Raw genomic sequence first — 19,753 nt, forward strand, 5'->3', positions numbered from 1 at the left:
GCTAGTTGTCGGGCTGCTCGGGCTGCCCGTCGCGCTGCTGGCGACGTCTGCGGCGCTCGAGCTCGCGCAGGAAGTCGACGTCGTCGTCGGGGGCGACGACCGGACGCCGCGGAGGCTGCTGAGGTCGCGGCTGACGGACGCCTCGGCGTTTCTCCACCAGCCGGATCAGGAGATAGATGACGAGCGCGAGGACTGCGATCACGAGAACTGCCCTACCCACGGGTCCAGGGTATGCCTGGGCAGCAAGCCCCGGGTGACTACTCTGGAGCACGTGAAGGAGTTCGCGGTCTACACCCTCGCCCGGCTCGGCGTCTTCGTGGCGTCGTACGCCGTCGTGGCCGGCATCTACCTGCTGGTCACCGGCGGCGAGCAGCTCCCGCTGCTCTGGCCGCTGCTGCTCGCGGCGGCGATCTCGGCCGTGGTCTCCTACCCGCTGCTGCGGATCCCGCGGGAGCGCTTCGCCGCCGTCGTGGACCGGCGCGCCCACCGGGCGTCGGAGTCCTTCGAGCGGGCCCGCTCGCGGGAAGACGTGGACTGAATGGAGACCCGCCGCGAGGGCTGCTGCACGGTGGCGAGCCGGGACAGCAGCGCCGACCGGGCGTGGGTGAGCGAGGCGATCCGCCGGGTGGAGGCCGACGCCAACCGCTCGGCCGACACCCACCTGCACGTCTTCCCGCTGCCGGCCGACTGGGACGTCGACCTCTACCTCAAGGACGAGTCGGTGCACCCCACCGGCTCGTTGAAGCACCGGCTGGCCCGCTCGCTGTTCCTCTACGCGCTCGTCAACGGCTGGATCCACGAGGGCACCACGGTCACCGAGGCCTCCTCCGGCTCCACCGCGGTCTCGGAGGCCTACTTCGCCCGGCTGCTCGGGCTGCCGTTCGTCGCGGTGATGCCCGCCTCGACCTCGACGGAGAAGATCGGGCTGATCGAGTTCTACGGCGGCCGCTGCCAGCTGGTGGAGGACCCGGCGACGATGTACGACGAGGCCCGCCGGCTGGCACAGGAGTGCGGCGGCCACTACCTCGACCAGTTCACCTACGCCGAGCGGGCCACCGACTGGCGCGGCAACAACAACATCGCGGAGTCGATCTTCGAGCAGCTCTCGCTGGAGCGGCACCCGGTGCCCTCCTGGGTGGTCGTCGGCGCCGGCACCGGCGGCACGTCGGCCACCCTGGGACGGTTCGTCCGGTACCGCCGCCACGACACCCGGGTGTGCGTGGTGGACCCGGAGAACTCCGCGTTCTTCGAGGGCTGGGCCACCGGCGACCCCGGCTGCACCACCGAGGGCCGCTCGCGCATCGAGGGCATCGGCCGGCCCCGCGTGGAGCCGTCCTTCATCGCCTCGGTCGTCGACGAGATGATCTCGGTGCCCGACGCCGCCTCGATCGCGGCCGCCCGCTGGTGCAGCGCGGTGACCGGCCGGATGGTCGGCGGCTCCACCGGGACCGCGCTGTGGGGGGCGCTGCGGCTGATCGCCGGGATGCGCCGCGACGGCCGCGCGGGCTCGGTGGTCACGCTGCTCTGCGACGGCGGCGAGCGCTACGGCCACACCTACTACGACGACGGGTGGCTGGCCGCCCAGGGCCTCGACATCGCGCCGTACCTGGCGACGCTGGAGAAGTTCGCGCAGTCCGGCGACTGGCACGAGCCCAGCAGCTGAGCCCGCGGCCCCGGCAGCGCCGGCGGATCAGGTGAGCAGCAGCCCCAGGAACATCCCGGCGGCGTAGAGCAGCTCGGCCATCCCGGTCCTGCCCAGCACCGGCACCAGCGCCGGGCCGCCGGCCCCGTCGAGCACGACCCGGGTGGCGGGCACCGCGGGAAGCAGGAACGCCATCCCGAGCAGCGCGCCCAGACCGGTCTCCAGCGCCACCCCGACCAGCAGGACCGCCGCGACCGCGACCAGGAAGGCGTACAGGTAGCGGGTCCGCTCCTCGCCCAGCACCACCGCCAGGGTGCGCTTGCCGGCGACACGGTCGGTGGGCACGTCACGCAGGTTGTTCACCACCAGGATGGCGCAGGCCAGCGCCCCGGTCCCGGCCGCGGCGTACCACGCGGGCAGCGGCAGCGTGAGCGTCTGGACGTACGTCGTCCCGAGCACCGCGACCAGGCCGAAGAAGACGAACACCATGACCTCGCCCAGGGCGCGGTAGCCGTAGGGCGAGGAGCCGCCGGTGTAGAACCACGCCGCCGCCACCGACAGCGCGCCCACCAGCAGCAGCCACCACGACGTCGTCACCACCAGCACCAGGCCCGCCGCGCAGGCCACCGCGAACGCCGCGAACGCCGCCCGCTTCACCGCGGGCGGGGCCGCGACGCCGGAGCCGACCAGCCGCATCGGGCCGACCCGGTCGGCGTCGGTGCCGCGCACCCCGTCGGAGTAGTCGTTGGCGTAGTTGACCCCGACCTGCAGCGCCAGCGCGACGACCAGGGCCAGCAGCGCCTTCCACCACACGACCGAGTCGAGGTAGGCAGCCACCGCGGTGCCGGCCAGGACGGGCGCCACCGCCGCCGGGAGCGTCCGGGGTCGGGCGCCGGCGAGCCACTGCTCAGGGGTTGCCATGGGTGGTGATTGTGGCAGGCATACGGTGGGGCCTCGTGAGCAGCCTCCGACCCCTGCGTGGCACCGCGGCCGAGCTGCTCGACCTGCTCCGGGCCTGGGACGCCGCAGCCGACGAGCCGGAGCCGCTGCTCGTGGAGACCTCGGGGTCCACCGGCGAGCCGAAGCGGGTGCTGCTGTCGCGCCGGGCGCTGCGGGCCTCGGCCGACGCCACGGCGGCCCGGCTCGGCGGCCCCGGGCAGTGGCTGCTCAACCTGCCGCCGACGTACGTCGCGGGCCTCCAGGTGCTGTTCCGCTCGCTGCGCTCCGGCACCGAGCCGGTGATCCAGGACGGGGACTTCGCCGCGGCGGCCGGCCGGCTGACCGGCGGTCGTCGCTACGTCTCGCTGGTGCCGACCCAGCTGCACCGGATGCTGCCCGGTGCCCCGAACGACAGCGGCGACAGCGACGGCGGCGACGGGAGCGCCGACCTCGAGGCGCTGCGCCGGTTCGACGCCGTCCTGGTCGGCGGCGCGCACGTGCCCGCCGAACTCCGTGCCCGGGCGGCCGCGGCCGGCGTCCGGGTGGTCGCCACCTACGGGATGAGCGAGACCTGCGGCGGCTGCGTCTACGACGGGGTGCCGCTCGACGCGGTGGCGGTGGCGATCCGCGGCGACGGCCGGATCCGGATCGGCGGACCGGTGCTGTTCGACGGGTACGCCGGCGCTCCCGACCTCACCGACGAGGTGCTCGCCGACGGCTGGTTCCTCACCCAGGACCTCGGGCGGATCGACGACGACGGCCGGCTGCAGGTGCTCGGCCGCGCCGACGACGTGGTGCTCTCCGGCGGCGTCAACGTCCCCGGGCCGGCGGTCGCGACCCGGCTGCGCGAGCACCCGGCGGTGCGCGCCGCGGAGGTGCTGGGGGTGCCGGACCCGGAGTGGGGCCGGCGCGTCGTCGCCGTGGTGGTCGGCGAGCTGACCCTCGACGACGCCCGCGACTGGGTGGCCGCCGAGCATCCGCGGTCCTGGGCCCCCCGGCAGCTGCTGCGCGTCGAGGACCTGCCGCTGCTGCCCAACGGCAAGACCGACCGGCTGCGGCTGGCGGAGCTGGCAGGGCGGCCCGATGCCTGAGTCCCGGCCGCCCCGCGACTGGCACGTGTGGTCGGTGCCGATGCGCACCCGCTTCCGCGGCATCACGGTGCGCGAGGGGATGCTCGTGCGCGGGGAGGCGGGCTGGGGCGAGTTCAGCCCGTTCCTGGAGTACGACGCCCGGGTCGCCGCCCCGTGGCTGCGCGCCGCACGCGAGGCCGCCGACGAGGGCTGGCCGGCACCGTTGCGCGACAGCGTGCCGGTCAACGTGACCGTCCCCGCCGTCGGGCCGGAGCAGGCCGCGGCGATCGTGCGCGCCTCGGCCGGCTGCCGCACCGCGAAGGTCAAGGTGGCCGAGCCCGGCCAGACGCTGGCGCAGGAGCAGTCGCGCCTCGAGGCGGTCCGCGACGCGCTCGGCCCGGACGGCCGGATCCGCGTCGACGCCAACGGGCTCTGGTCGGTCGAGGAGGCGGTGCGCGCGGTGGCGCTGCTGGACCGGGCCGCCGGCGGCCTGGAGTACGTCGAGCAGCCGGTCGCCTCGGTGGAGGACCTCGCCGTCGTACGTCGTCGGGTGCAGGTGCCGGTCGCCGCGGACGAGTCGATCCGGCGCGCCGAGGACCCCTACCGGGTGCGGGACCTGGAGGCCGCCGACGTCGCGGTGCTCAAGGTGCAGCCGCTCGGCGGCGTCCGGGCCTGCCTGCGCATCGCGGAGGACATCGGGCTGCCGGTGGTGGTCTCGAGCGCCCTGGAGACCTCGGTCGGGATCGCGGCCGGGGTCGCGCTGGCGGCGGCGCTGCCGGAGCTGCCGTTCGCGTGCGGCCTGGCCACCGTGCAGCTGCTCACCGACGACGTCGCCGTCCGGCCGCTGCTGCCGGTCGACGGCGCGCTGCCGGTCGGGGCCCCGGCGGTGGACCCGGCGGCGCTGGCCCGGCTGGCGGCGGCCCCGGAGCGGCAGGCCCACTGGCGCGCCCGGCTGGCCGAGGTCGAGGCGCGCGCCTCCGCGATGGGGGAGGATCGGTCCTCGTGAGCACTCCCGCGAACGCCGCGACGGCCTGGGCGAGCACGCTGGTCGACGAGCTGGTCCGCTGCGGCGTCCGGCACGCCGTGCTGTCACCGGGGTCCCGGTCGGCCGCGCTGGCGTTCGCGCTGCACGCCGCGCACGTCGAGGGCCGGCTCGCCCTGCACACCCGCGTCGACGAGAGGTCGGCCGGCTTCCTGGCGCTCGGGCTGGCCCGCACCTCGCGGACCCCCGTCCCGGTCGTCACCACCTCCGGCACCGCGGTCGCCAACCTGCTGCCCGCGGTGCTCGAGGCCTCGCACGCGGGACTGGCGCTGCTGGTGCTCACCGCCGACCGGCCGGCCCGGCTGCGCGGCACCAACGCCAACCAGACCACCGACCAGGTCAAGCTCTTCGGCGGCGCGGTCCGGCTGTTCGCCGACGTCCCGGCCGCCCACCCGGGTCCGGGCGAGGCCCGCCAGCTCGCCGGGTGGCGGGCGCTGGCCGCCAAGGCCGCCTGGACCGCCCGGGGCCGGCTCGGAGGCAGACCCGGCCCGGTGCACCTGAACCTGCAGTTCGAGGAGCCGCTCGCCCCCGGTGACGCCGACGGCTGGGACACCCCGACCGGGTCGCCGCGGCCGCACGGCGCGCCCTGGATGCTGCCCGGCGACCCGCCGCTGCCCTCGCCGGAGCCGATCGACCGGGAGCGCCGCACCGTCGTGGTCGCCGGGGACGACGCCGGACCTCCGGCCCGGATCCTCGCGGAGTCGGCCGGCTGGCCGCTGCTGGCGGAGCCGACCAGCGGCTCGCGCACCGGAGCCAACGCGGTCCGGACCTACCGGCTGCTGCTCGCCGACGAGGAGCTGGCCGGCCGGATCGAGCGGGTGGTCGTCTTCGGGCACCCGACGCTCTCGCGGCCGGTGAGCCGGCTGCTCGCCCGCGACGACGTCGAGATCATCGCGGTGCAGGGCCACGCGGGCTGGTCCGACCCCGGGCACGCGGTGCACCGGGTGGTCACCGGCCTCGCCCTCGACGGCGCGGTGCCGACCTGGCGCGCCGACGCCCCGGAGCTGGACCCGCCGCACCCCGACGACTGGCTCCAGGAGTGGCTGCGCCGCGACGCCGACACCTCCCGCGCCCTCGACGCGCTGCTCGCCGCGCAGCCGGCGCTGGCGCCGCAGCAGGTCGCCGCCGCGGTGGCCGCCGCGCTGCCGCCGCAGGGGCTGCTGTTCGTCGGCGCCTCGAACCCGGTGCGCGACCTGGACCTGATGGTGCCGCGCTACCGCGTCGGCGACCGGCGGCTGGTGATCGGCAACCGCGGCCTGGCCGGCATCGACGGCTCGGTCTCCACCGCGATCGGTGCCGCACTCGGCCGGCCGAGCACCAGCCGCGCGTTCGCGCTGCTCGGCGACGTGACCTTCCTGCACGACTCCAACGGGCTGGTGCTCGGGCCGCAGGAGCCGCGGCCGGACCTGACCGTGGTGGTGGTCAACGACGACGGAGGGTCGATCTTCGCGTCGCTGGAGCCCGGCGCGCCGCCGTACGCCGACGCGTTCGAGCGGTTGTTCGGCACGCCGCACCACGTCGACCTGGCCAGCCTGTGCGCCGCGACCCGCACCCCCCACTGGCGGGTCGACACCCTCGCCGAGCTGCAGCACGCCCTGGCCAGCCCGGCGGGAGGCATCGAGGTCGTCGAGGCGGTCGTGGGCCGCGCGGGCCGCCGTGACCTGGACGCGCAGGTCCGGGCCCTGCTGTCCTGACCGCCGGCGGACCCCGGCAGCACGCGAGGCCCCGAGCGACCCGTGGGTCCGGGCGGACGTGAACCGGCCTGCGCAAGGACGATCAAGCGCCGCGCCGGTCCGGGGACGCAGAATCGACCTCATGAGCACCGCGGCCGACCACTTCACCCGCTTCGTCGGGGTGCTCGCCGAGGCGCTGGACGACCCCGGGGCGACCGGTGAGGTGCTCGCCGGGCGGCTCTACCTGTCGCGGTTCCACCTGGACCGGATCGTCCGCTCGGTCGGTGGCGAGCCGCCGGCCGCGTTCCGGCGCCGGATCCTGCTCGAGCGGGCGGCCTACCGGCTGCTCACCACCCGGGCCCGGATCATCGACGTCGGTGCCGAGGCCGGCTACGGCTCGCACGAGGCGTTCAGCAGGGCGTTCGCCCGGGCGTACGGCGTCAGCCCGCAGCAGTGGCGGGGCCGGCCCGGACAGATCCGGCTGCCGGCGCCGAACGACGTGCACTTCCACCCACCCGGCAGCCTGCGGCTGCCGGCCCAGCAGAAGGTGACCCCCATGGACCTGTTGACCTCGATGGTCGAGCACCACGTGTGGCTGACCGGGGAGATGATCGCCCACGCGGCCCGGCTCCCCGACGACGAGCTCGACCGGCGGATCGAGCTGTCGGTCGACGAGGACCCGCAGACGATCCGGTCGCTGCTCTCCCGGCTGGTCGGCCAGATGGGCATGTGGAACGCCGCGCTGGCCGACCGCGACTACGACTGGTCCGTCGAGGAGCACGAGTCGCTGGACTCGCTGCGCGCCCGGCTCGCGGTCGAGGGACCGACGTACCTCGCCCACGTCCGCGAGGTGATCGACCAGGGCCGGCTCGACGACACGTTCGTCGACGCGCTGTGCGAACCGGCGGAGGTGTTCACCTACGGCGGCATGATCGCCCACGTCCTGACCTTCGCGGCGCACCGGCGCACCCTCGTCGCGCTGGCCCTGGACGCGGCCGGCATCACCGACCTCGGCTGGGGCGACCCGATGCGCTGGGTGGCCGAGCCGCGCACCTGACCGGTCGCCCGGTCCACGACTCGTCCCCCGACGGGAGCACCCTCCCGGCCGGGGGAGAATGGCCGCTGTGCATCTCGTCGTGACCGTCGCGGTCCTCATGGCCGTCGTCATCGCGGTGGCGGCCGCGTCCCACCGCCTCGACATCCCCGCGCCGCTGGCCCTGGTCGCGATCGGCGCCGCCGCCTCGTTCGTGCCGTTCTTCCCCGAGGTCGAGCTGAGCGCCGAGCTGGCGCTGGTCGGCTTCCTGCCGCCGCTGCTCTACTCCGCGGCGCTGCAGACCTCGCTGGTCGACTTCAACGCGAACCGGCGGGCGATCCTGCTGCTCTCGATCGGCCTGGTCGCGTTCACCACGGCCGTGGTCGGCGTGGTCGTCCACGCGGTCGTGCCCGGCATCGACTGGCCGGCCGCGTTCGCGCTGGGCGCCGTGGTCGCCCCGCCGGACGCCGTCGCCGCCACCGCGATCGGCCGCCGGATCGGGCTGCCCCGCAACACCGTCACCATCCTCGAGGGCGAGTCGCTGCTCAACGACGCGACCGCGCTGGTCGCGCTGCGCACCGCGATCGGCGCCTCCCTCGGCGCGGTGTCGTTCCTCGACGTGAGCCTCGACTTCGTCCGTGCCGCGGTCGGCGGAGTGGCCGTCGGGCTGCTCGTCTTCGTGGTGGTCGGCTGGCTGCGCAAGCGGGTCACCGACCCGGTGCTCGACACCAGCGTCTCCCTGGTGACCCCGTTCGCGGCGTACGTCGTCGCCGAGTCCTTCCACGGCAGCGGCGTGCTCGCGGTCGTGATCGCCGGGCTGGCGCTCGGCCACCAGGCCCCGGTGCTGCAGACCGCCTCGTCCCGGATCGCCGAGCGGCTCAACTGGCGGACGATCTCGTTCCTGCTGGAGAACTTGGTGTTCCTGCTGATCGGGCTGCAGTTCCGCTCGATCGTGGAGGCGGTCGTCGGGGAGGTGCCGTGGACCGAGGTGGTCGCCGCCTGCGTGGCGACCCTGGCGGCGGTGGTGGTGGCCCGCTTCGTCTGGGTCTACCCCGCCCGCTACCTGCTGGTCTATCCCGGCGACGGCCCGCACGCCGGGGAGCACCCGTCCTGGGCGAAGACGACCGTGCTCGGTTGGGCCGGCATGCGCGGTGTGGTCACCCTGGCCGCGGCGTTCGTGATCCCCGAGGACTTCGCCGAGCGGGACCTGCTGATCCTGATCGCCCTCTTCGTCACCGCGGGAACGCTGTTCCTGCAGGGCTCGACGCTGCCGTGGCTGGTCCGTCGCCTCGGCCTCGTCGGACCGGACGCACGGGGGGACGCCCTGACCCGCGCCGCGCTGTTCCAGGAGGCGAGCGCCGCTGGGACCGCGTGGCTCGACGAGCACGCCGCCGAGGAGGAGGACCTCCACGGCACGGTCGAGAAGGTGCGGATGCGTGCGGAGCAGCGCGACCTCGCGGCGTGGGAGCGGGTCGGGGGCTCCGCCCCGGGCGAGGAGACGCCGAGCGAGGCCTACGCCCGGCTGCGGCGGCAGATGCTGCAGGCGGAGCGGGAGAAGGTGCTCGAGGTGCGCTCCAGCGGCCGGGTGGCGCACGAGGTGATCGCCGACGTCCTCACCGCCCTCGACGTCGAGGAGTCGATGCTGGCCGACCACGGCGAGCGCCGGGACCGGGAGTCGGAGACCGACGCGCGACTGACCGGCGGCACCGGGACGCCGCCGGCGTGCGAGCACCTGGCCGCGGCGCCGGTGCCCGAGGAGTCCGTGGACATCCGGGTGTGCGAGGCGTGCGTGCGCGAGGGCACCACCTGGGTGCACCTGCGCCAGTGCCTGACCTGCGGCAACGTCGCCTGCTGCGACTCCTCGCCGCGGCGGCACGCCACCGGCCACTTCCGCGCGACCACCCATCCGGTGATCCGCTCGGCGGAGCCGGGCGAGGTGTGGCGCTGGTGCTTCGTCGACGAGCAGCTCGGCTGAGCAGTACGGCGGCTTCTCGGCGGGCCGGTCAGCCTTCGGTGGGACGGCCCTCGGCCGGTCGGCCGTCGGTGGTGAGCGCGTCGCGCACCGGCACGAACTTCGCCTGCGCCTCGGCCAGCTCGGCCTGCGGGTCGGAGCTCGCCACGATCCCGCAGCCGGCGAACAGCCGGACCCGCGGCCCGTCGAGCTCGGCGGAGCGCAGCGCGATGCCCCACTCGCCGTCCCCGGTGGCGTCCATCCAGCCGACCGGGCCGGCGTAGCGACCGCGCGCCATGCCCTCGATCTCGGAGATCAGCGCGAGGGCGCGGTCGGTGGGGGTGCCGCCGACGGCCGCCGACGGGTGCAGCGCGGCGGCCAGGTCCAGCGCGGTGGCGGTGTCGTGGACCACCCCGGCCACGTCGGTGGCCAGGTGCATGACGTTGGGCAGGTGCAGCACGAACGGCGCCTCGGGCACGTTCATCGACGTGCAGTGCGGCGCGAGCGCGTCGGCCACCGAGCGGACGGCGTACTCGTGCTCCTCGAGGTCCTTGGAGGAGCGGGCGAGGGCCGCGGCCAGGCCGAGGTCGCGGGCGTCGTCGCCGGTGCGGCGGATCGTCCCGGCCAGCACCCGGGAGGTGATCAGGCCGCGCTCGCGGCGCACCAGCATCTCCGGGGTGGCACCGAACAGCCCGTCGACGTGGAAGGTCCAGCAGGTGGGGTAGCCCTCGGAGAGCATGCGCAGCGGCCACCGTACGTCGATGTCCTCGGCGGCCGTGGCGAGCAGGTCGCGGGCGAGCACCACCTTCTCCAATTCGCCGGCCGCGATCCGGCGTACCGCCTCGGCGACCACCCCCTCCCAGGCCGCGCCGCCCACCGCGCCGTCGGCGAAGGTCACGTCCACCGGGGCGGGCGGCTCGCCGGCGGCCTCCAGCAGCGGCGGGGTGCTGATCCCGCCGGCGGTGACGGTGGTCAGCCAGGTCCGCTCACCGCGTCGGCCGACGACCACCTCGGGGACGACCACCACGCTGTCCCCGGGCTCGTCGGCGAAGGCGAAGGAGCCGAAGCAGACCAGGCCGGTGCCCGGCTCGTGGACCTCATCGCGGACCACGGCGGTGCCGGCGTGCCCGGCCCACCAGTCACGCGCCTCGGCGAACCGGTCGGGGCCGGCGGTGCGGAGCTCGGCGGCGACGCCCCAGCCGACCAGGCCCTCTCCGCGTCGGACCCAGGCGTTGGGGCCGGAGTCGGGGAGCAGGGCGAGCAGCGGGCCGGGGTCGTCGATCTCGACGGTGCGCACGACCAGCGGTGCGGCCTCGGGGGCCGGAGCGGCCGAAGGGGTACCGGACTGCCTCACGAGGACCCAGCCTACGACCGGGCGCCGAAGGTTGCGGGGTCCGCCCTATCGTTGGCGCCGTGACCCGAGCCGACCTCGACAAGCTGCCCGCCGACGTCGCGGCGATGTTCGACGACGTGGCCCGCCGCTACGACCTCACCAACGACGTGCTGTCGCTGGGCCAGGACCGGCGCTGGCGCACCCGCACCGTCGACGCCGTGGACCCGCGTCCCGGGGAGAGGATCCTCGACCTCGCCGCCGGCACCGGGACCTCCAGCCAGCCGTTCGCGGACCGCGGCGCCGAGGTGGTGCCCTGCGACTTCTCCCTCGGGATGCTCCGCGTCGGCAAGCAGGCCCGGCCGCACCTGGGGTTCACCGCCGGCGACGGCACCCGGCTGCCGTTCGCCGACGACACCTTCGACGCGGTGACGATCTCGTTCGGGCTGCGCAACATCGTCGACCCGGACGCCGGCCTGCGCGAGATGCTGCGGGTGACCCGGCCCGGTGGCCGGCTGGTGGTCTGCGAGTTCAGCCACCCGACCAACGCACCGTTCCGCACCGTCTACATCGAGTACCTCATGAAGGCGCTGCCCTCGCTGGCGCGCGCCGTCTCCTCGAGCCCGGACGCCTACGTCTACCTCGCCGAGTCGATCCGCGCCTGGCCCGACCAGGAGGCGCTGGCCCGCCGGATCGATGCGGCCGGCTGGCACGGCACGCAGTGGCACAACCTCAGCGGCGGCATCGTCGCGCTGCACCGCGCCACCGCCTGACCCGTCCTGCGGGGGAGCGGGGGACGCCCCCGAGCGGCGCCCCCGCGCGGGCTCACCCGCGGTCGAGCACCAGGGCCGGCCGGGCGGCGACGAGCAGGCCGAGCGTGGTGTAGCCGACCAGCAGGTGCGAGGAGCCGACCAGGTCGCCCGCCTGGTGGCCGAAGACGGCAAGCACCGGGAGGGTCACGACCACCCAGCTCTCGGCGACCAGCGGCCACACCCGGGCCGCCCCGCGCCAGCGGCCCGCGAGCGCGATCTTCACGCCGATGACGAACATGCCCATCATCGACAGCGGCCAGAACAGGTCGAGCACGCCGAGCCAGAGGGTGCCGCGCGCGGCCGGCACCAGCGCGTGGACCAACGTCCAGGCCATCGCCAGCGTCAGCAGCACGTGCTCGACGAGGAACATCGCCCGCGCCGCGCGGGTGACTCCGGTGGCCCGGGTCCGTCGCTGCAGCGTGAGCAGCGACCACAGACCGAGCTGGAAGGCCAGGCCGGTCAGGTCGCTGATCTTCACGCCGGTCTCGTTCGTCGGGGCGAAGCCGTAGGCGAAGCTGCCGACGGCCCAGGTGAAGGCCCCGGCGGAGAGGCCGAGCGCGAGCCGGCGGACGGTCGCCGTCGACGGGCCCCCGGCCGCCGAGACGGGCGCCCCGACGTCGGTGCGGGCGCGGGCCGGGGTCGTGGAGACGTGGGTGCTGGACTCCTGGGTGCTGGCGATCTGGGTCATGGCGACTCCTCGGTTCGTGGTGGGCGGTGGCTCTCACCGCCTCGAGGTCGACCTTCCCGGGGCGGTGACCCAGGCCGTCAGGGAGGCGCGTCCCGTTCCCGGTCCCCTCTGCTGTCCCGGAGCGACCAGGACCGCCGTCCCAGGGACAACGGGACGCGACGTGCGGCACCCTGTGCTGGTGCACGACATGACCGCCCCTGCGCCCGGACCGCGACAGCGCCCGGCCGCCGGCCCGGCGCTGCTCGGCGTCGCCGTGACCGCGGCCACCGTGTCGGTGCTGCTGGGCCTGCGGGTGAGCGACGCGCACCGGGCGCTGCTGGAGCTGCAGTGGCGCTGGGGCGACTCGGTCGCGGGCCTCGCGCTCGCCGCCGGCGGCGCGGTCGTGCTGGGCCGCCGTCCCGGCCACCGTCTCGGCTGGGTGCTCGCCGGCTTCGGGGCCTGGTGGGCCCTCGACGGCGCCGCGGCCGCGTGGTTGGCGTTCGCGACGACGTACACCCCCGCGCTGCCGGGCGCCTCCGTGGCGTTCTTCGTCTTCCAGCGGCTGGGTGCGTGGCTGCTGCTGCTGCTCCCGCTGCTGCTCCTGCTCTTCCCGGACGGCCGGCTGCCCACCGGCCGCTGGCGGGCGGTGTCGGTGGCGAGCCTGGTGATGACCGCGCTGCTGCCGCTCGCGCTGGTCGCGGCGCCCTCCGACGTGGCCCAGGTCAGCTCGGGCGCCGAGTCGATGCCGGCGCCGCTGCGCGCCCTGGAGCTGGACCCGGTCCGGGTGCCGCTGCCCGACCCGGTGTGGTCGGCGCTGCTGCAGGTGGCATACCTCTGCCTGCCGCTCAGCCTCGTCGTCCCTTTCGCGGTCGTGGTGCGCCGCTACCGGGGCGCCGGCGGGACGACCCGCACGCAGATGCGGTGGCTGCTGTGGGCGGCGGTGGTGGACCTCCTGGTGATGCTGACCATCCGGTTGCTGCCCGACTCCTCCGGCAGCCTGGGTCTGACCGTCGCGGTCGTCGTCACGAGCGCGGCGGTGGCCGTCGGCATCGTGCGCCCGCAGCTCGTCGACGTCGACCGGCTGCTCGGCGGCACGCTGGTCTACGGGCTGCTGCTGGCGTCCACCTGGCTGCTGGACCTGGTGCTGCTCGGCACCGCCGGCCGCCTGCTCGGGCCGCGCCTCGACGACGGTGAGGGTCTGGTGCTCGCCGTCTTCGTGGTCTCGGTGCTCTACGCGCCGCTGCGGCATCGGCTGTGGCGGCTGGTCCGGCGGGTCGTGCTCGGCGAGCGAGACGACCCCTACCGGGTCGTCTCGGGGCTGGCGGAGCTGCTCGAGGAGTCCGACGACTCCGAGGCCCAGCTGACCGCCGTCGCCCGGACCGTGGCGCGCGCCTTCCGGGTCCGGTACGTCGGCGTGGAGGTCGTCCAGGTCAGCGGGGAGCGGTTGCTCGTCGAGCACGGCGAGCGGCCGGACGCCACGCAGGCGCTGCCGATCAGCTACCGCGGCGAGCGGATCGGCCGACTGCTGGTGCCCGCCGTCGCCGGCCCGAGGACCGGCCTCTCGGCGGCCGACGAGAGGCTGCTCGCCGACGTGGTCCGGCAGACCGCGGCCGCGGCCCGGGCGGTGCACCTCGCCGCCGAGCTCCAGCACAGCCGCGAGCGGCTGGTCACGGCCGTCGAGGACGAGCGTCGCCGGCTGCGCCGCGAGCTGCACGACGGCCTGGGTCCGACGCTGGCGGCGGTGGCCTCGCGCATCGACGTGGCCCGGATGACCGCGCCCCGCTCGCCCGAGGAGGCCGACCGCTCGCTCGCGCTGGCGCGTGAGGAGATCACCGGGACGCTGGCCGAGGTGCGCCGGCTGGTCCACGGCCTGCGGCCTCCCGCCCTCGACGACGTCGGCCTGCCCGGCGCGGTCCGGCAGCTGGCCGAGCGGCTGCGCCGGCCCGGCACCGAGATCCGGGTGGCGGAGCCCGGCGACCTCGGCGACCTGCCCGCCGCGGTGGAGGTGGCCGCCTTCCGGATCGTCTCCGAGGCCCTGGCCAACGTGGTCCGGCACGCCGGCGCGTCGTACTGCACGGTGAGGCTGGGGCGCGAGGCCGGCGCGCTCGTGGTGGAGGTGGGCGATGACGGCTGCGGCATCGACCCGGAGGCTCCGGCCGGCGTCGGGCTGGTCTCGCTGCGCGAGCGGGCCGCCGAGCTCGGCGGCCGGTGCGCGGTCACCGCCGGCCCGGACGGGGGCACCCTGGTGCGCGCCGAGCTGCCGCTTCCCGACGCCGGCCGCGCCGCCGCCGCGGACGCCGCTCCGGACGCCGCGAAGCCTGCGGGCGCGGCGCTCGCGGCGGAGGGCCGGCGGTGAGCGCCCCGCTGCGGGTGCTGGTCGCCGACGACCACCCGGTCTTCCGGGAGGGCTTCGCGGCGCTGCTGGCCGGCATCGACGCGGTGGAGGTGGTCGGCACGGCGGCGTCCGGGCTCGAGGCGCTGGAGCTGGCCGACCGGCTGGTGCCCGACGTGGTGGTGATGGACGTGCAGATGCCCGGGCTCGACGGCATCGAGGCGACCCGCCGGCTGCTGGCCGCGCACCCCGGCACCGGGGTCGTGGTGCTCACCATGTCCGAGGAGGACGGCACCCTGGTGGACGCGCTGCGGGCCGGGGCCCGCGGCTACCTGCTCAAGGGGGCCGAGCCCGCCGAGGTGGTCCGGGCGATCACGACGGTGGCGGCCGGCGGGGTGGTCTTCGGCGCGGTGCTGGCGGGCCGGGTCGCGGACTTCCTCGCCCAGGGGGCGAGCGGGGCCGGCCGCGCCGAGGAGGTGTTCGGGATGCTCACCGCGCGCGAGCGGGAGGTGCTGGACCTGGTGGCCGCGGGGCTCTCCAACGGCCAGATCGCGGCCCGGCTCTACCTGTCCCAGAAGACGGTGCGCAACCACGTCCACGCGATCCTCTCGAAGCTCCCGGCCGTCGACCGGGCAGAGGCGATCATCCGCGCCAGGGACGCCGGACTCGGCCGCTGAAAGCGGACACCGGGGCCGGGTCGCACGATGTGACGCGTGCCTCTAGACTGGGGCCGTTGTCGCCCCATGTGAACGCTTTCACAAAGTCGCAAGCCTGACCCGCCCTGGACCAACGAGGTGCTCGATGAGCCGGACCAACGCCGATGAGCGTGAGGCCGACGTCATCGTCGTCGGCGCCGGTCCGGCCGGGTCCTCGGCGGCCTTCCACCTCGCGCAGGCCGGCGTCGACGTGCTGGTGCTGGAGAAGGCGACGTTCCCCCGCGACAAGATCTGCGGCGACGGGCTGACCCCGCGCGCGGTCAAGCAGCTGATCGCGATGGGCATCGACATCGAGGCGCCGGGCTGGATGAAGAACAAGGGCCTGCGGATCGTCGGCGCCGGCCACCGGCTCGAGCTGCCGTGGCCCGAGCTGGCGTCGTTCCCGCCGTACGGCATGGTCCGCACCCGCAGCGACTTCGACGAGATCCTCGCCCGGCACGCCGAGAAGGCGGGCGCCCGGCTGCAGGAGCGTACGGCGGTCACCGGGCCGGTCCTCGACGAGCGCACCGGCCGGGTGCGGGGCGTGAGCGCCCGCACGGTCGACGAGCGCGGCCGCCGCGTCGGCGACGAGGTCACCTACACCGCCCCGGTCGTCATCGCCTGCGACGGGGTCTCCGCGCGGATCGCCACCGCACTGGGCCTCGAGCGGCGCGACGACCGGCCGATGGGGGTCGCGGTCCGTGCCTACTACGAGACGCCGCGCCACGCCGACGAGTGGATGGAGTCCTGGCTCGAGCTCTGGGACGGCAAGCCGCGGGAGAGCAACCTGCTCCCCGGCTACGGCTGGATCTTCGGGGTCGGCGACGGCACCGCCAACGTCGGCCTCGGGATCCTCAACACCTCCAAGGCGTTCCAGCAGGTCGACTACAAGGACATCCTCAAGCGCTGGCTCGACCACACCCCCGAGGAGTGGGGCTTCCGCGAGGAGAACCGCGTCGGCCGGATCGGCTCGGCCGCGCTGCCGATGGCGTTCAACCGCAAGCCGCACTACTACCGCGGGGTGCTGCTGGCCGGCGACTCCGGCGGCATGGTGAACCCGTTCAACGGTGAGGGGATCGACTACGCGATGGAGTCCGGTCACATCGCGGCCGAGACCGTCGTGCAGGCGCTGGCGATGCCCGAGGGCCCCGCGCGTGAGCGGATCCTCACGGGTTACGCTGCGGAACTGGAAGCGACGTACGGGGGTTACTTCACGCTCGGACGGGTCTTCGCCAAGATGATCGGCAACCCGACCTTCATGAAGCAGGCCACCAAGTACGGCCTGCCCCGCACGACCCTGATGAGGTTCACCCTCAAGCTGATGGCGAACCTCACCGACCCGCGGGACGGCGACGTCTCCGACCGGGTGATCAACGCGCTGGCAAAGGCGGTCCCGGCCGCCTAGCGGTCAGGACCCGAAGCAGGACAGGACAGGAGGGAGGCGAGCGATGGAGCTCTACGCACCCGTTCTCGCACTCGGGATTCTCGCAGCGGGTTTCGCGGTCTTCTCGGTGGTGATGAGCAGCCTGGTCGGCCCGCGCCGGTACAACCGGGCCAAGCTCGACTCCTACGAGTGCGGCATCGAGCCCACTCCGCAGGCTCTCGGCGGTGGCAAGTTCCCGGTGAAGTACTACATCACCGCGATGCTCTTCATCGTCTTCGACATCGAGATCGTCTTCCTCTACCCCTGGGCGGTCCGCTTCGACGCCCTCGGGATGTTCGGCCTGGTCGAGATGGTGATCTTCATCCTCACCGTCTTCGTCGCCTACGCCTACGTCTGGCGCCGGGGTGGCCTCGAGTGGGACTGATCGCGACCGTGGCTGCACCGGCGAGTAAGGACTGAGAGATGGGCATCGAGGAGAAGCTCCCCAGCGGAGTGCTGCTGACCACCGTCGAGGGGGTGGCCGGCTACATGCGCAAGGCGTCGTTCTGGCCCGCGACCTTCGGACTGGCCTGCTGCGCAATCGAGATGATGACCTCGGGCGGTCCCCGCTACGACCTGGCCCGCTTCGGCATGGAGGTCTTCCGGGCCTCGCCGCGCCAGGCCGACCTGATGATCGTGGCCGGCCGGGTCAGCCAGAAGATGGCGCCGGTGCTGCGCCAGATCTACGACCAGATGCCCGACCCGAAGTGGGTGCTGGCGATGGGTGTCTGCGCGAGCTCGGGCGGCATGTTCAACAACTACGCGATCGTGCAGGGCGTCGACCACGTCGTCCCCGTCGACATGTACCTCCCCGGCTGCCCGCCGCGGCCGGAGATGCTGATCGACGCGATCCTCAAGCTGCACGACCAGGTCCAGCACGGCAAGCTCGGCGCGCACCGCCAGGCCGAGATCGTCTCCACCGAGACCGACGCCCTGAACGCACTTCCCACCTCGGAGATGAAGGGTCTGCTCCGGTGAGTGACGAGTCCAAGCCCGGCAACGGTCCCGCGGGGCCGACCCCCCAGGAGACGCTCGACGCCTCTCCCGAGGTCAGCGGCGGCACCGAGCCGGACGCGACCGACCTCGCGCCGGAGAACACCCTCCCCGCCGACCCCTCCCAGCTCCAGCCCGAGGTCGTCGGGGTCCGCACCGGCATGTTCGGGGTGCGCGGCACCGGGGACACCTCCGGGTACGGCGGCCTGGTGCGCCCGGTGGCGATGCCCGGCGGCACCGTGCGGCCCTACGGCGGCTGGTTCGACGAGTTCGCCGACGCCCTGGAGGTCGCGCTCGCGGCCAAGGACGTGGCCGACGCCGTGGAGAAGGTCGTCGTGCACCGCGGCGAGCTCACGCTCTTCGTGCGTCGCGAGCACCTGCTCGCCGTCGCCGGCCTGCTGCGTGATGAGGAGCGGCTGCGCTTCGAGCTCTGCTCGGGCGTCTCCGGGGTGCACTACCCCGATGACGCGGGGCGCGAGCTGCACGCGGTCTACCACCTGCTGTCGATGACCCACAACCGCCGGATCCGGCTCGAGGTGGTCTGCCCCGACGCCGATCCGCACGTGCCCTCGGTCGTCGCGGTCTACCCGACCGCGGACTGGCACGAGCGCGAGACGTGGGACTTCTTCGGCATCATCTTCGACGGCCACCCGTCGCTGACGCGCATCGAGATGCCCGACGACTGGCCGGGCCACCCGCAGCGCAAGGACTATCCGCTCGGCGGCATCCCGGTCGAGTACAAGGGCGCCACCATCCCACCGCCGGACACGCGGAGGAGCTACAACTGATGAGCACTGCATTCGATCCCACGGCCGACCCCTACGCCTCGTCGCAGGACACCAGCGCCGGCAAGGTCTTCACCGTGACCGGCCAGGACTGGGACTCCGTCGTCAGCGGCATCGGCGACACGGGGGAGGACCGGGTCGTCGTCAACATGGGCCCCCAGCACCCCTCCACGCACGGGGTGCTGCGGCTGATCCTCGAGCTGGAGGGCGAGACGGTCACCGAGGCCCGCTGCGGCATCGGCTACCTGCACACCGGCATCGAGAAGAACATGGAGTTCCGCTCCTGGGTGCAGGGCGTCACCTTCTGCACCCGGATGGACTACCTCTCCCCGTTCTACAACGAGGCGACCTACGTGCTCGGCGTCGAGCGGCTGCTCGACATCGAGGACCAGATCCCCGAGAAGGCCCAGGTCATGCGGGTGCTCCTGATGGAGCTCAACCGGATCTCCAGCCACCTCGTCGCGATCGCCACCGGCGGCATGGAGATCGGCGCGCTGACGGTCATGACCATCGGCTTCCGCGAGCGTGAGCTGGTGCTCGACCTCTTCGAGCTCATCACCGGGCTGCGGATGAACCACGCATTCATCCGGCCCGGCGGCGTCGCCCAGGACATGCCCCCGGGCGCCCTGGACCAGATCCGCGACTTCGTCGCGCTGATGAAGAAGCGCCTGCCCGAGTACGCCGACCTGTGCAACGCCAACCCGATCTTCAAGGGCCGACTGGTCGGCGTGGGCCACCTCGACCTGGCCGGCTGCCTGGCCCTCGGCATCACCGGTCCCGTGCTCCGCTCGACCGGCTACCCGTGGGACCTGCGCAAGATGCAGCCCTACTGCGGCTACGAGGACTACGACTTCGAGGTCCCCACCCGCGACAGCGCCGACGCCTACGGTCGCTTCCGGATCCGGCTCGACGAGATGTGGGAGTCGCTCAAGATCGTCGAGCAGTGCGCCGATCGGCTGGCCGGCCTCGAGGGCGCCCCGGTCATGGTCGCCGACAAGAAGATCGCTTGGCCCAGCCAGCTTGCGGTCGGCACCGACGGCATGGGCAACAGCCTCGACCACATCAAGCACATCATGGGCGAGTCCATGGAGGCCCTGATCCACCACTTCAAGCTGGTGACCGAGGGCTTCCGGGTGCCGGCCGGACAGGCCTACGTGCCGGTCGAGTCGCCGCGCGGCGAGCTCGGCGCGCACGTCGTCTCCGACGGCGGCACCCGTCCCTTCCGGGTCCACTTCCGGGACCCGTCGTTCACGAACCTGCAGGCGACCTCGGTGATGAGCGAGGGCGGCATGGTCGCCGACGTCATCGTCGCCATCGCCTCGATCGACCCCGTGATGGGTGGAGTTGACCGCTAGTGACACAGTCC

The 19,753-nt window shown here is 74.2% G+C and carries 19 protein-coding genes; 15 read left to right on the forward strand and 4 right to left on the reverse strand.

Going from position 1 to position 19,753, the window contains the following annotated elements; translation table 11 throughout:
• Position 1: 1 nt before the first annotated feature.
• Complete coding sequence (locus H9L09_RS11525; protein ID WP_223164008.1) at positions 2-202, reverse strand: hypothetical protein; 201 nt, start codon at positions 200-202, stop codon at positions 2-4.
• Positions 203-271: 69 nt separating this feature from the next.
• Between H9L09_RS11525 and H9L09_RS11530 the strand changes: the two genes are divergently transcribed.
• A complete protein-coding gene (locus tag H9L09_RS11530; RefSeq protein WP_187577104.1) occupies positions 272-538 on the forward strand; it encodes a DUF4229 domain-containing protein in 267 nt (88 codons plus the stop codon).
• A complete protein-coding gene (gene cds1 / locus H9L09_RS11535; protein ID WP_187577105.1) occupies positions 539-1,663 on the forward strand; it encodes an L-cysteine desulfhydrase Cds1 in 1,125 nt (374 codons plus the stop codon).
• Positions 1,664-1,690: 27 nt separating this feature from the next.
• Here cds1 and H9L09_RS11540 read toward each other — a convergent pair whose 3' ends face one another.
• Positions 1,691-2,563: a 1,4-dihydroxy-2-naphthoate polyprenyltransferase gene (locus H9L09_RS11540; RefSeq protein ID WP_187577106.1), complete on the reverse strand. Its 873-nt coding sequence runs from the start codon at positions 2,561-2,563 to the stop codon at positions 1,691-1,693.
• A gap of 35 nt (positions 2,564-2,598) precedes the next feature.
• Between H9L09_RS11540 and H9L09_RS11545 the strand changes: the two genes are divergently transcribed.
• From H9L09_RS11545 to H9L09_RS11565, 5 genes are all read left to right on the forward strand, one after another.
• A complete protein-coding gene (locus tag H9L09_RS11545; protein ID WP_246455974.1) occupies positions 2,599-3,672 on the forward strand; it encodes an AMP-binding protein in 1,074 nt (357 codons plus the stop codon).
• Positions 3,665-4,657 (forward strand): o-succinylbenzoate synthase, encoded by a 993-nt coding sequence (locus H9L09_RS11550; RefSeq protein ID WP_187577107.1) that lies wholly within the window; start codon positions 3,665-3,667, stop codon positions 4,655-4,657. The genes H9L09_RS11545 and H9L09_RS11550 overlap by 8 nt, the downstream gene beginning before the upstream one ends.
• Positions 4,654-6,387, forward strand: a complete 1,734-nt coding sequence (menD, locus tag H9L09_RS11555; protein WP_187577108.1) for a 2-succinyl-5-enolpyruvyl-6-hydroxy-3-cyclohexene-1-carboxylic-acid synthase — start codon at positions 4,654-4,656, stop codon at positions 6,385-6,387. Before H9L09_RS11550 ends, menD begins: the two co-directional genes overlap by 4 nt.
• A gap of 121 nt (positions 6,388-6,508) precedes the next feature.
• Positions 6,509-7,423 carry a helix-turn-helix transcriptional regulator gene (locus H9L09_RS11560; RefSeq protein WP_187577109.1) on the forward strand — a complete coding sequence of 305 codons (915 nt, stop codon included), beginning with the start codon at positions 6,509-6,511 and terminating at the stop codon, positions 7,421-7,423.
• A 58-nt stretch (positions 7,424-7,481) separates the two neighbouring features.
• Positions 7,482-9,374 (forward strand): Na+/H+ antiporter, encoded by a 1,893-nt coding sequence (locus H9L09_RS11565; RefSeq protein ID WP_187577110.1) that lies wholly within the window; start codon positions 7,482-7,484, stop codon positions 9,372-9,374.
• Between the two features lie 28 nt (positions 9,375-9,402).
• Here the strand turns inward: H9L09_RS11565 and H9L09_RS11570 are convergent, their stop codons facing one another.
• Entirely contained in the window at positions 9,403-10,704 is a 1,302-nt protein-coding gene (locus tag H9L09_RS11570; protein ID WP_187577111.1) for an isochorismate synthase, read from the reverse strand.
• 59 nt (positions 10,705-10,763) lie between these two features.
• Between H9L09_RS11570 and H9L09_RS11575 the strand changes: the two genes are divergently transcribed.
• Positions 10,764-11,453, forward strand: a complete 690-nt coding sequence (locus H9L09_RS11575) for a demethylmenaquinone methyltransferase (RefSeq protein WP_187577112.1) — start codon at positions 10,764-10,766, stop codon at positions 11,451-11,453.
• A 52-nt stretch (positions 11,454-11,505) separates the two neighbouring features.
• Here the strand turns inward: H9L09_RS11575 and H9L09_RS11580 are convergent, their stop codons facing one another.
• A complete protein-coding gene (locus H9L09_RS11580; protein WP_187577113.1) occupies positions 11,506-12,180 on the reverse strand; it encodes a hypothetical protein in 675 nt (224 codons plus the stop codon).
• A 187-nt stretch (positions 12,181-12,367) separates the two neighbouring features.
• On the opposite strand from H9L09_RS11580, the gene H9L09_RS11585 reads away from it, so the two are divergent.
• From H9L09_RS11585 to H9L09_RS11615, 7 genes are all read left to right on the forward strand, one after another.
• Complete coding sequence (locus H9L09_RS11585) at positions 12,368-14,515, forward strand: sensor histidine kinase (RefSeq protein ID WP_246456515.1); 2,148 nt, start codon at positions 12,368-12,370, stop codon at positions 14,513-14,515.
• Positions 14,512-15,168 carry a response regulator gene (locus H9L09_RS11590; protein ID WP_187577115.1) on the forward strand — a complete coding sequence of 219 codons (657 nt, stop codon included), beginning with the start codon at positions 14,512-14,514 and terminating at the stop codon, positions 15,166-15,168. Before H9L09_RS11585 ends, H9L09_RS11590 begins: the two co-directional genes overlap by 4 nt.
• A 124-nt stretch (positions 15,169-15,292) precedes the next feature.
• A complete protein-coding gene (locus tag H9L09_RS11595; RefSeq protein WP_187577116.1) occupies positions 15,293-16,591 on the forward strand; it encodes a geranylgeranyl reductase family protein in 1,299 nt (432 codons plus the stop codon).
• Positions 16,592-16,634: 43 nt separating this feature from the next.
• Positions 16,635-16,994: an NADH-quinone oxidoreductase subunit A gene (locus H9L09_RS11600; RefSeq protein WP_187577117.1), complete on the forward strand. Its 360-nt coding sequence runs from the start codon at positions 16,635-16,637 to the stop codon at positions 16,992-16,994.
• A gap of 38 nt (positions 16,995-17,032) precedes the next feature.
• The gene (locus H9L09_RS11605) at positions 17,033-17,587 is read left to right on the forward strand and encodes a NuoB/complex I 20 kDa subunit family protein (RefSeq protein WP_187577118.1); all 555 of its coding nucleotides are present in this window, start codon (positions 17,033-17,035) and stop codon (positions 17,585-17,587) included.
• On the forward strand, positions 17,584-18,390 hold the full coding sequence (locus tag H9L09_RS11610) for an NADH-quinone oxidoreductase subunit C (protein WP_187577119.1): 807 nt from the start codon (positions 17,584-17,586) through the stop codon (positions 18,388-18,390). Before H9L09_RS11605 ends, H9L09_RS11610 begins: the two co-directional genes overlap by 4 nt.
• Complete coding sequence (locus H9L09_RS11615) at positions 18,390-19,742, forward strand: NADH-quinone oxidoreductase subunit D (RefSeq protein ID WP_187577120.1); 1,353 nt, start codon at positions 18,390-18,392, stop codon at positions 19,740-19,742. Before H9L09_RS11610 ends, H9L09_RS11615 begins: the two co-directional genes overlap by 1 nt.
• The last annotated feature ends 11 nt before the right edge of the window (positions 19,743-19,753 follow it).

Origin of the sequence: Nocardioides mesophilus (assembly GCF_014395785.1) — a bacterium.
Classification (GTDB): Bacteria; Actinomycetota; Actinomycetes; order Propionibacteriales; family Nocardioidaceae; genus Nocardioides_B; species Nocardioides_B mesophilus.